The organism is Cupriavidus sp. C1SS-2L (assembly GCF_057073735.1).
This window is the reverse complement of sequence record NZ_CP172708.1, coordinates 2,112,046-2,123,817: the sequence shown is the minus strand read 5'-3', so window position 1 is coordinate 2,123,817 and position 11,772 is coordinate 2,112,046. Positions and strand designations below refer to the sequence as shown.

At 63.9% G+C, this 11,772-nt stretch carries 11 protein-coding genes; 4 read left to right on the top strand and 7 right to left on the bottom strand.

The features are described 5' to 3' along the window. Positions 1–8 precede the first annotated feature (8 nt). Positions 9–1,439, bottom strand: a complete 1,431-nt coding sequence (locus ACIGJG_RS09815) for an aldehyde dehydrogenase family protein (RefSeq protein WP_483672283.1) — start codon at positions 1,437–1,439, stop codon at positions 9–11. Between the two features lie 145 nt (positions 1,440–1,584). Between ACIGJG_RS09815 and ACIGJG_RS09810 the strand changes: the two genes are divergently transcribed. Further along, positions 1,585–2,511: a LysR family transcriptional regulator gene (locus tag ACIGJG_RS09810; RefSeq protein WP_011298065.1), complete on the top strand. Its 927-nt coding sequence runs from the start codon at positions 1,585–1,587 to the stop codon at positions 2,509–2,511. A gap of 95 nt (positions 2,512–2,606) precedes the next feature. On the opposite strand, the gene ACIGJG_RS09805 is transcribed toward ACIGJG_RS09810, so the two are convergent. Beyond that, the gene (locus tag ACIGJG_RS09805; RefSeq protein WP_483672282.1) at positions 2,607–3,407 is read right to left on the bottom strand and encodes an SDR family NAD(P)-dependent oxidoreductase; all 801 of its coding nucleotides are present in this window, start codon (positions 3,405–3,407) and stop codon (positions 2,607–2,609) included. A gap of 109 nt (positions 3,408–3,516) precedes the next feature. On the opposite strand from ACIGJG_RS09805, the gene ACIGJG_RS09800 reads away from it, so the two are divergent. From ACIGJG_RS09800 to ACIGJG_RS09790, 3 genes are all read left to right on the top strand, one after another. Then, positions 3,517–4,479, top strand: a complete 963-nt coding sequence (locus tag ACIGJG_RS09800; RefSeq protein WP_483672281.1) for a GlxA family transcriptional regulator — start codon at positions 3,517–3,519, stop codon at positions 4,477–4,479. Positions 4,480–4,707: 228 nt separating this feature from the next. Continuing rightward, positions 4,708–5,844, top strand: coding sequence for a zinc-binding dehydrogenase (locus ACIGJG_RS09795; protein WP_483672280.1), 1,137 nt, complete (start codon positions 4,708–4,710; stop codon positions 5,842–5,844). 386 nt (positions 5,845–6,230) lie between these two features. Continuing rightward, positions 6,231–7,151 carry a hypothetical protein gene (locus ACIGJG_RS09790; protein ID WP_483672279.1) on the top strand — a complete coding sequence of 307 codons (921 nt, stop codon included), beginning with the start codon at positions 6,231–6,233 and terminating at the stop codon, positions 7,149–7,151. 379 nt (positions 7,152–7,530) lie between these two features. Here the strand turns inward: ACIGJG_RS09790 and ACIGJG_RS09785 are convergent, their stop codons facing one another. The 5 genes from ACIGJG_RS09785 to ACIGJG_RS09765 form a co-directional block, all read right to left on the bottom strand. Further along, positions 7,531–8,781, bottom strand: coding sequence for an MFS transporter (locus ACIGJG_RS09785; RefSeq protein WP_011298060.1), 1,251 nt, complete (start codon positions 8,779–8,781; stop codon positions 7,531–7,533). Between the two features lie 68 nt (positions 8,782–8,849). Then, positions 8,850–9,743: a 50S ribosomal protein L3 N(5)-glutamine methyltransferase gene (gene prmB, locus ACIGJG_RS09780; RefSeq protein WP_483672278.1), complete on the bottom strand. Its 894-nt coding sequence runs from the start codon at positions 9,741–9,743 to the stop codon at positions 8,850–8,852. Positions 9,744–9,788: 45 nt separating this feature from the next. After that, positions 9,789–10,940, bottom strand: coding sequence for a succinyl-diaminopimelate desuccinylase (gene dapE, locus ACIGJG_RS09775; RefSeq protein WP_483672277.1), 1,152 nt, complete (start codon positions 10,938–10,940; stop codon positions 9,789–9,791). Positions 10,941–10,955: 15 nt separating this feature from the next. Then, positions 10,956–11,303 (bottom strand): ArsC family reductase, encoded by a 348-nt coding sequence (locus ACIGJG_RS09770; protein WP_140949518.1) that lies wholly within the window; start codon positions 11,301–11,303, stop codon positions 10,956–10,958. Positions 11,304–11,328: 25 nt separating this feature from the next. Continuing rightward, entirely contained in the window at positions 11,329–11,691 is a 363-nt protein-coding gene (locus ACIGJG_RS09765; RefSeq protein ID WP_181184388.1) for a hypothetical protein, read from the bottom strand. Positions 11,692–11,772: the final 81 nt, after the last annotated feature.

Genomic DNA, 11,772 nt, shown 5'->3' with positions numbered 1-11,772 from the left:
TCTTGCTGTCAAGCCTGCGTCGACGCCATCATCAAGGTCTTGGGCTCCAGGTACGCACTGATGCCCCATTTCCCCATCTCGCGTCCAAGTCCGGAATGCTTGAAGCCACCAAACGGCGCGCGCGGCTCATGGGCGAGCGTGTTGACGAGCACGCGACCCGCGTCGATCTGCCGGGCGATGCGTTCGCAGCGCTCGATGTCCTTGCCGAGCACCATCGCGCTCAGGCCGTAGGTAGTGTCATTGGCGATGGCAACAGCGTCGGCATCGTCGGTGTAAGGGATGATGGTGAGTACAGGCCCGAAGATCTCCTCGCGCGCAATGCGCATCTGGTTGCTCGCGTTCGTGAAGAGGGTGGGCTTGACGAACCAGCCCTTGTGAAAGCCGTCGGGTCGTCCTGCGCCGCCGGCCAGCAACGCTGCGCCTTCTTCCATGCCGATGCGGATGTAGTTCTGCACCCGTTCCCATTGCGTGGCGCTCACCATCGGGCCGATGTCGGTGTCGGCGTTGCGCGGATCGCCGGATTTGACGTGCGAAACCGCTCCCCTTGCGATCTGCTCGAACTCCGCAAGCCGATGGCGCGGCACCAGAATGCGGGTGCCGGCAATGCAGGCCTGGCCGCTGTTGAGGAAGCCCGCCTGGAGCACGAGCGGCATGATGTCGGCGAAGTCAGCGTCATCGAGCACCACCGTGGGCGACTTGCCGCCCAGCTCCAGCGTGACACGCTTCATGGTGGCAGCCCCCGCGCTCGCCAGCCGCTTGCCGACGGCGGAAGAGCCGGTGAACGAGATCTTGGCGATGCCGGGGTTGCGCACGATCTCTTCGCCAACCACGTCGCCGCGGCCATTGACGATGTTGAACACGCCTGGCGGCAGGCCGGCCTCGTGCAGCGCCTCGGCCACGATCTGCGTCTGCATTGCGCTCATCTCGCTGGGCTTGATGACGGCTGTGCATCCAGCGGCAAGCGCCGTTGCCAGCTTGTTGCAGATAAACCCGGCGTTGCTGTTCCAGGGCGTGATCAGGCCCGCGACGCCAACAGGCGTCATCACGACACGTGCGGCGCCAGCGCGCTCCTCGAACTCAAACGATTCCAGCGCGTCGATGGCTTGCGCAACAGTCTGGGCCGGATACTCCGCCATCCAGCGCGAGCGTACGGACGGCGCACCATATTCGGTCACGATGGCCTCCAGCAGTTCCTCCTCGCGCGCAGCGACGGCCCGGTGTATGCGCCGCAGCGCTGCAATGCGTTCCTCGCGCGTGGTGCGTGACCAGGCGGGGAATGCTGCCTGCGCCGCAGCGATAGCGCGTTGCGCGTCCTTCTCGTCGCCAAGTCGAACCTGGCCAATGATCTCTTCCGTGCTCGGGTTGTGCAGATCGAACCATTCCCGGCCGAGCGGCGTCACGAACTCGCCATTTATGTACATATGATCAATGCGTTGCATATCGTTTCCTTTGGTATGACTGCCAGGTGCGGGAGGTGGGGTGGAACTCCACATTGCGTCCGCGTGCATAGAAGTCTAGGAATACGTTATTGTTTTGATAAGCCGTCCTATGGCAGATGACGTATCCCGGAAATCAGGACAATCTATGCACCGCACAGGAATGACCGAGTTGGAAGTGGTACTGGCCGTCGCGCGCCGCAGCAGTTTTCGTGGCGCGGCGCTGGAGCTTGGCATGTCGGCCACGGCGGTGAGCAGCGCCGTGGCCGGCCTGGAGGCGCGGTTGAAAGTGCGCCTGTTCAACCGCTCGACGCGCAGCGTGGCCATGACCGATGCGGGTCGGCGCTACGTGGAGCGCATAGCGCCGGCGCTTGCCGAAATCCAACGGGCCAACGAAGAGGCGGCAATGGAGTCCGCTGCGCCCAGCGGCACCTTGCGCATCAACGCACCGCAGGGGGTAGCGCTCTTGCTGCTGGAGCCGCTTTTCCATCAGTACGCGCAGCGCTATCCGCAGGTATTCATCGACATCGTGAGCGAGTCGCGTCTGATCGATGTCGTCGCGGAAGGCTTCGATGCAGGCATCCGTCTTGCCGAATCCGTGCCGCAGGACATGATCGCCGTGCCGCTTTCCCGCGACCTCCGCATGCTCGTCGTGGCAACGCCCGACTACCTGAAGCGCAACGGTACGCCCAGGCATCCGCGCGATCTGCTCAAGCACCAGAGCATCGGCATGCGCATGTCCCACGGCGGCATCTATCAATGGGAATTGAAGCACAAGAGCGAGAAGCTGCAGATGGAACTGCCCGTGCGCATGGCCCTCAGCGAGATGCCGGCCATCAAGCAGGCGGTGCTGCTCGGACTCGGCATCGGCTTCATCTCGGAGTGGTTCATTGACGAAGAACTGAAGTCCGGCGCCCTGGTCCCCGTGCTCGTTCCCTGGTGCCAGCCGTTTGGCGGCCTCAGGCTTTACTACTCCGGCCACAGGTTCGTGACAGCGCGGCTACGCGCTTTGGTCGAACTGATCCATGAGCTAGGTCTTGGCAAAGGTCGCCTGGCAGGAAATCAAGCGGGATAGTGGGAGTTCAATTCTGGTACCGATGCCGCTCTTTTTAGCAACGGGTTGATGGCATTCCGGATGAACCTGCCGTTTCGGATAGGCTGAAGGCGTTTTCACACGCCAAGGTAGCGCGGCGCAGGCGTGCTGGTTGACAGCTCGCCCATCATCGCCATGCGTGCTGCTGCGTAGGCTTCCCATTTCGCCACATCATGCAAGGACGGGATCGTGACGAACTCGCCGCGGTCGAATCCGACCAGCGCCGCATCGACCAGCGCCGTAGCAGCCATCACGATACTCGGGTCCAAATTCTCGACTGGCTGGCCTCCCGTGGCCCAGAAGTCCGTGGCAGTTGCGCCCGGCAGCACGGCCTGCACACGCACGCCCTTGCCAGACAGTTCATGGTGCAACGACTGGCTGAGCCCCAGCACAAACGCCTTGCTGGCTCCGTACACGCCATTCAGGATCTCCGGCGCGATGGCTACGATCGATGCAATGTTGATGATCGCGCCCTTGCCGCGTGCGACGAAGCGCGGCGCAGCAGCGTAGGTCAGCCTGGTGAGGGCCGTGACGTTCAGTTCGATCAGTCGAGTCATCCGATCGACATCACTGTCCAGCAGCGGGGTGTGCGTGCCGATGCCAGCGTTGTTGACCAGCAGCGCGATGCTCTCGTCTTCTCTCAGGCGGTTTTCCACAACTGCGAGTTCGTCCCTGTCGTTCAGGTCCGCGCCGATCACTTCGACGTTGCGGCGCGTTTCAGTCGTGAGACGGTCGGCGAGAGCGGAGAGGCGGTCGCGACTGCGGGCGACAAGGATCAGGTCGTAACCGCGGCGCGCCAGGCGGTCGGCGTAAATAGCGCCGATGCCAGAGGAGGCGCCGGTAACGAGCGCGGTGCCAGCGTGGGTGGTCGGGTTCATGTCGTTGCTCCTGTGGGGTTTTCTGTGCCTGAATCGTAGGTGTCCCTGCGCATGGCGTAAATGACGTATATAGTCATGATTCAGGTCGTTACGTTTTTCGGAGCAAAACATGCATCGCATTGGTTACCTGCTGGCCGACGGCTTCCAGATCATGGCTCTCGGCACCCAGGCTGTGTTCGAGGTCGCCAACGCGACGGTAATCGAACCCTTCTACTCGGTGGAGAACTTTTCGACTGCGGGCGGGCAGGTGACGTCGTCGCTCGGCATGACCCTGGGCACAAGGCGGCCGGGCCCGCGCGATCTCATCGACACCTGGATGGTGATCGGCGTGACCGATCCGGTTGCCTCTCGTCCGGCGCCGGAGGAGCTCGCTCTCCTGCGTGACACAGCGCCCCGCGCGCGCCGCATCGCCGGACTCTGTACGGGCGGCTTCGTGCTCGCAGAGGCCGGCTTGCTGGCCGGACGGCGGGCGACGACCCACTGGGCCTTTGCGCGTGATATGCGTCAGCGGCATCCGGACATCGAGGTGGAGGAGGATCGCATCTTTATCGTTGATGGCGCGGTCTGGACGTCGGCAGGCATGACGGCCGCGTTCGATCTCGCCCTTGCGATGGTCGAGCGCGATCTCGGTGCGGTCGTGGCGCGTTCCGTCGCACACAAGCTCGTCATGCATCAGCGGCGCTCTGGCGGGCAGTCGCAGCACTCCGAAATGCTTGACCTCTCGCCGAAGTCGGACCGCATACAGCATGCCTTGAACTACGCCCGCCAGCATCTGAGCGAGCCGCTGACCGTCGACGCACTCGCGCAGTCCGCCAACCTCAGCCCGCGCCAGTTCAGCAGGGCGTTCATGCAGGAGACCGGGCAGTCGCCGGCCAAGGCAGTGGAGGGGCTACGGCTCGAGGCGGCGCGGCTGATGATCGAGCAGAGTCGGCATCCGCTGGAGGTGGTGGCGCGTGAGACGGGCTTCCGTGACCGACGGCATTTGCGCGAGGCGTTTTTGCGAGGATTCGGGGTGCCGCCGCAGGCGGTGAGGCGGGAAGCAAGAGGCGGCGCCGAGCTGTCCGAGCGTTAGGTCCTTCTGCGTAGGCTTCCCTGTGGCCACGTCTGAAAATCCGCCAGGAGATTGCCCGCTATCAACCACTATCACTGCGATGCATGATGGCCTGTCGGCCCACGCATGACCTGAGTCGCCCGCCCAGTACGGGATCCGCAGGAACTTGCTACATTGCTGGCTGCTGGCGAAAACAGCCCCACGCTGCTGCCCCGCTCACCGCAAACCGACAGACCAAGGAGATATCGAATGCACAGTGCACTTCAACTTCGTTCGCGAATCAAGAGCAGCGGTGAGCTCGAGCTGTCGCTAGACAGCATCGACACGCCGCACCCTGGTCCGGATGAAGTGCTCATCCGCATTGAAGCCTCTCCTCTCAACCCGTCCGATCTCGGCCTGCTGTTCGGTGCTGCGGACATGAGCACGGCCAAGGCCGGCGGCACGGCCGAGCGCCCGATAGTCACCGCGCGCGTTCCGGAAGGCGCGATGCGCAGCATGGCGGGCCGCCTGGATGCGTCCATGCCGGTTGGCAACGAGGGCGCGGGAGTGGTCGTCGAGGCAGGCTCGTCCCCGGCAGCGCAAGCCTTGATGGGCAAGACTGTGGCTGCCATCGGCGGCGCGATGTACTCGCAGTACCGCTGCATTCCTGCGGACCAGTGCCTGGTCCTTCCCGAAGGCGCCACACCTGCTGACGGCGCGTCGTCATTCGTCAACCCGCTCACGGCACTCGGCATGGTCGAAACCATGCGCCTCGAAGGACATAGCGCCCTGGTGCACACCGCGGCGGCTTCCAACCTGGGCCAGATGCTCAATCAGATCTGTCTCAAGGATGGCATCAAGCTGGTGAACATCGTGCGCAAGCAAGAGCAGGCGGACTTGCTCAAGGCACAAGGTGCGGTCCACGTCTGCAACGCCGCGTCGCCCACGTTCATGCAGGACCTCACCGAGGCACTCGTCTCCACTGGCGCGACGATCGCGTTCGACGCCACGGGTGGCGGCAAACTCGGCGGGCAGATCCTCACCTGCATGGAAGCGGCCTTGAACAAATCGGCCCGCGAATACAGCCGCTATGGCTCGACCACCCACAAGCAGGTCTACCTCTACGGTGGCCTGGACACAAGCCCCACCGAGTTCAATCGCAACTTCGGCATGGCGTGGGGCATGGGTGGCTGGCTGCTGTTCCCGTTCCTGCAGAGGATCGGGCGCGAGCGGGCCAACGCGCTGAAGCAACGCGTGGTCGCGGAGCTGAAGACCACCTTTGCGAGCCACTACTCAAAAGAGATCTCGCTGGCCGAGGTACTGGATCTGGACATGATCGCCGTCTACAACAAGCGAGCGACGGGGGAGAAGTACCTGATCAACCCGAACAAGGGCTTGGCAGGATAAATCGCGCCGGGGCGCCTTTGCGCCCAGATGCCGCGGCCGTCTCTGACCGACCCCGTTACCGCCCTTCAACCGGGCGCGACAACGGGCTCGGCTTTTTGGGATAACGGCTATTCGGCGCCTGGGCGTCGAGTTATCGGCCAGCCTTTCGCCATGGTGCGAATGACACTGCACGCAAAATTTACCGGTGCGAAGCCAGTCTTACTTTCATGAGTTGCCTGGCTGGCACAGCGAATCTGAACGTCTTGTAGCGCAATGTTAAAGCTCTCAATTTGAGAAAGGGATGGAAACGTGGCTCTGACATGGCAGGCACAGGTAGTGCTTTCTTCCTTCCCGTCCGTAGGGCACTGGAGATCAGTCCCTTACAAACATGGGACAAGGAGGTCCACATGGGCGAGTTCGAAGACACTCGGCGCCACGCGATCGTCGAAGACCCGCCGTCGGTTGAGGCGTTTGCCAGCGCGGTATCGTGGGGAGCGATTCTCGCGGGCGGGGTCGCTGCCGCGGCGTTTTCTCTCATCCTATTGATGCTGGGGTCGGGGCTCGGGCTGGCGGCCATTTCCCCTTGGGCGCCCGCGGGCGAAAGCGCCGCCCGCTTCGGCGTCGCGGCTATCGTCTGGATTTGTGTGACACAGATCTTCGCTTCCGGCCTGGGCGGCTATTTGGCCGGACGGCTGAGGAAACGCTGGGTGGCGGTCCACGGGGACGAGACCTATTTCCGGGATACCGCGCACGGCTTCCTGAGTTGGGCATCTGCGACGCTCGTGACGGCGATTTTCGTCACTTCTGCAGCCTCAGGGCTCTTTCACGTGACTGCGCAGGTAGCGTCGGTCAGTGCGACTGGTGGAGCAATGGGCACATTGAAGGATCGTGGCAACGCGTCTGCCGCGCTGGATGCGTGGCCAATGGGCTATCTTGTCGATGGTCTGTTTCGTCAGTCCGACTCTGCAGCAGCAAACTCTAATGCCACCCCCGACGTGACTGCAGCAGACAAGAAGGAAGTCGTCCGCATATTCCTGAACAGTCTTGCTTCGGGTGCCCCGCTGTCGTCCAGTGACGCCCGCTATGCCGCACGGCTGGTTTCGCAGCGAATAGGGTCTTCGCTTGACGCCGCACAGACACGTGTCATTGCCACCTATTCGCAGCTTCAGCAACGATTTGCTGACCTCAAAGCCGCCGCAAAGGATGCGGCCGACAAAGCCCGAAAAGCTGGCATCCACGTTTCACTTTGGCTTTTCGTCTCGCTGTTGATGGGCGCATTCGCTGCGAGCCTGACCGCCACGATTGGCGGGCGGCAACGCGACTTCTAAGTTCAATTTTCGACAGGACACAATCATGCGTTCGATCCTGCTCTACATGCTTGGCGTACCCATTCCGCTCATCATCCTGATCGCGTTGTTCGCCCATCATTAGACGGGGAGGCGCTTTGCCTTCGCCAAGATATTGCGATCATCGAGATCGTCATCGTGCAAGGGGGAAGTCGTTCCTTCCGGTGAAGTCTGCGTGGTTCGTCCTTGAGGTGCCGTCTGCAAAGCCGGTTACCTAACGCGCGCCTGCTGCTTTGCTCTCATGACAGGTCTGGAGGACTGAGCGATGTCTGAATGAAGTGCGTCGCGACGCTGCGGGGTGGCGTCATGCGCGCCGTCTTCACTGCTGCTTTGTCAGAGCGAATGTGTTACCGCACCAGATTCAATGGTTGCCCTGTGCCGGACTAAAGAAATAAGGCACCAACGCCGCAGCCACCAACATCGCTGCCGACAGGAAAATCGCTGCATACGTGGCGGGCTCTCCCCAGCGCTGCACATGCCCCATATTGGCAATCAACCCGTACCCCCACGAGGTCAGCGCGGAGCCAAGAAACACGAACGTATTGAGCAGTCCAAGCCCACGCCCGCGCTTCGACGGCGGAATCAGGCTACGCCCCTGAGCCATGACCAGCGGATGCAGCATGCCGATGGTCGACAGCAGCGCCATCATCGCAACGCCGCTTGCCACGCCAGAATCGGGCCACGCCGTCAGCATCACGGCACCGGACATCGACACGCACGACCACGCGAGGATGGCAGTCTTGAGCGTACTGCGCCGCACCAGTACAGGCAGCAGAAATGCCGTGACGAAGCCGGCCACGCTCAGCAGTGTGAGCGCCACGCCGCGGGAACCTGAACTGAGTCCATAGACATCGGCCAGATACGGGCCACTCCACGCGTTGCGGAATGCCGTGCCGGCAGCCATGGCGACGCAAAGCGGGATCAGCGTCCACAGCGGCGCCAGGCCCAGCAGACGAACGCTTTGCGTGAGCATCGACGGCCACGAGGCGCTGCGTGCCTCGGCATGGCCGGTGTCACGCACGAAGCGCGAGACGCCCCATGCCGCGGCGACCATGCCGAGCGCAGAAACGGACATCGACATGCGCCAGCCAACCAGTTCGGTCGCCCAGCCGAGCGGCGCGGTCGCGCACAGCGCGCCGATCATCCCCATGGCGTTCGATTTGCTGACTACGCGCGTGTAGTCGCGCTCGGAGAGCTGTTCGGATGCGAAATGCAGCAGTCCCATGAATACCGGCGCGCAGGCCAGGCCCAGGCCAACCTGCGCGAGCGTGGCGATTGCACCGTTGGGCGCTGCGACGAACCCGATCGACGAGACTGCACCGACCGCCAGCAGCCATGCCGTGGGCTTGCCTACGCCATAGCGGTCGAACGCAATCCCGACAGGAATCTGGGCCACGGCAAACGCGAGAAAGAAGGAGGAGGACAGCGCGCCGAAACCGGCCGGAGACAGACCAAAATCGTGCTGCAGTTCCGGCGCCATGACGGCCAGGCAGGAGCGGAAGAACTGGCTTAGCGCAAACGCAAAGGTCAGGATGGCAATGCCGCGTGTCGCGGCATCCCGGGAGGAAGCGGCGCCGCCGTGAGGCAGGGCCTGGAGGTCGTCTCCGGTCATTGTTCTTGTTATGGGTGCTGCAGATTCAGGACTTCAGGAACCCGGGGCGCAGCAGCCGGCCGGGCCGATTAGCCGGGCAGGGCATCGTAGGTCAGCAGGAACACCTGCTCGTCGCCCGCGCTCACGGGCAGCCAGACGATTTCGAGGTTCGGGAACGCCGCTTCCACATTGGCGTGCTCGTTGCCGATCTCCACGACCAGTACGCCGCCCGGGTTCAGCCGCGCCTTGGCGCCGGCGATGATCCGGCGCACCACGTCCATGCCGTCGTCACCGCCGGCCAGCGCAATGCGCGGCTCGGCCAGGTATTCGGGCGGCAGCGCCTGCATCGACGATTCGTTGACGTACGGCGGGTTGGTCAGAATCACGTCGTACGTGGCCCCTGCCGGCAGCGGCGCGTACAGGTCGCCCTCGAACAGGTGGATGCGGTCCTGCATCTTGTAGTCGGCCACGTTGCGGCGGGCCACGGCGAGCGCGTCGGGCGAGATGTCGACGGCGTCGATCTGCGCATTGGGCCAGACATGGGCCGCAATGATCGGCAGGCAGCCCGAACCCGTGCAAAGCTCCAGCACCGGGCCGACCTGGCTGGTTTCGCCGATCCACGGCTCCAGCCCTTCCTGCAGCAGTTCGCCGATGAAGCTGCGCGGCACGATCACGCGCGAATCGACGTAGAAGCGCAGGCCGTGCATATAGGCCTCATGCGTGATGTAGGCGGCCGGCACGCGTTCGTTGACGCGGCGGTCGATGACGCGCATCACCGCGTCAATTTCATCGGGCAACAGACGCGCGTCGAGGAACGGGTCGAGCGTATCGAGCGGCAGGTTCAGCGTATGCAGCACCAGGTAGGCGGCTTCGTCATAGGCATTGGCGCTGCCGTGGCCGAACGAGAGGCGCGCGGCGGTGAAGCGCGACACCGCCAGGCGCAGCAGGTCGCGCACGGTGCGCAGCGGGGAGGGGGTTGCCATGGTCGTGGAGTCCTGTGGTCGATGGGGGGAGCGATCGGCAGGCGATCAGGCAATGAGCCGTTCGAGCACGCCGCGATAGACGTTCTTGAGCGGATCGATAAAGCGGACTTCGACGTTCTCGTCGATCTTGTGGATGGTCGCGTTGGGCGGCCCGAACTCGATCACTTGCGGGCAGATCTTGGCGATGAAGCGGCCATCGGATGTGCCGCCCGTGGTCGACAGTTCGGTCTTGACGCCGGTCTCGGCCTCGATGGCGGCCGACAGCGCATCGGACAGGTCGCCGCGCGGGGTCAGGAACGGCTCGCCGCCGAGCGTCCAGTCCAGCGTGTATTCGAGCTTGTGCTTGTCCAGGATCGCATGCACGCGGGACTTGAGGCCTTCGGGCGTGCTTGCGCTCGAGAAGCGGAAGTTGAAGTCGATCGTGACGTGGCCCGGGATGACGTTGGTCGCGCCGGTGCCGCCGTGGATGTTCGACATCTGCCAGCTCGTCGGCGGGAAGTACTCGTTGCCCTGGTCCCATACCTCGGCAGCCAGCTCGGCCAGCGCGGGCGCGGCTTCGTGGATCGGGTTGCGGCCCAGGTGCGGGTAGGCGATATGGCACTGCACGCCCTTGACGACGAGCTTGCCCGACAGCGAGCCACGGCGGCCGTTCTTGACCATGTCGCCGAGCGTGTCGACCGACGTGGGTTCGCCGATCACGCAGTAGTCCAGGCGTTCGCCGCGCGCCTTCAGCGCTTCGACGACCTTGATGGTACCGTCGTGCGCCGGGCCTTCCTCGTCGCTGGTGATCAGGAACGCGATCGAGCCCGCATGGGCCGGATGCGCCTTGACGAATTCCTCGACCGCCACGACAAAGCCGGCGATCGACGTCTTCATGTCCGCTGCGCCACGGCCATACAGGCGACCGTCACGGTGCGTCGGCTCGAACGGGTCCGAGTTCCATTGTTCGAGCGGGCCGGTCGGCACCACGTCGGTGTGACCGGCAAAGGCCAGCAGCTTGCCGTCCGTGCCTTGCGTGCCGCGCTTCACGGCCCACAGGTTGGTCACGCGGAAATCGTCGGGGCCGCTGACAATGGCTTCGCACGTGAAGCCGAGCGCCTTCAGGCGCGTTTCCAGCACGGCCTGGCAGCCTTCGTCCGCGGGCGTGACGGAGCGGCGGCGGATCAGGTCTTCGGTGAGGGCAAGGGTGGCGGTCATGGGAGGACAAAAAATTCAGAACTGGCTGGCGTACTGGTCGGCGGAGAAACCCACGGAGACCTTGCCGTTGTGCGCGAGCACCGGGCGCTTGATCAGCGACGGGCTCTGCTGCATCAGCGCGATGGCGCCGGCTTCCTGCTCGGCACGGGCCTTGTCGGCGTCGGACAGTGCGCGCCACGTGGTGCCCTTGCGGTTGAGCAGCGTCGACAGCGGCACGTGCTTGAGCCAGCCGCGCAGCATCGCTTCATCGACGCCTTGCTTCTTGAAATCGTGGAAGGTGTAGGCAACGCCGTTGGCGTCCAGCCAGGTGCGCGCCTTCTTGACGGTGTCGCAGTTCGGGATGCCGTAGAGCAGGACGGTCATGGCTTGTTGTATGTTGTGCTGCGGTTCAGCGGAAAAGCAGATTCAGTGCGATCACCAGGCCGCCGAGGCCCAGTGCCACGCCTGCCATCGCCACGGCCGTCATCAGGCGCAGGCGGCGATCCAGCCGCGCGGCTTCCTTGCGCAGCGCATCGATGGTAATAGCGTGCTGTTCGGCGAGCAGCTTGACCGCTTCGGCCTGCTGCACGGCGGCGGCTTCCAGTTCCGCAATGCGCACAGCCGGGTCGCGCGGTTCCGCCGCGGGGCCGCCTTCCACGGCATCGTCCCTGCGCCGGCCTTTCTTGATCTTGTCGATGGTCTTGTTGGCCTGTTCGAGGATCGTGGGCAGGAGGGAGAGGACAGTGCTGACGGTGGTGGGGTCCAGGGCCATGAGTCGCTTGCGGAGGGAGGGCACGTCGCGGGCGGTGTGGCGGGGTGATGCAGAGGGTGGCCCGGCTGCGCTCCACGCTTG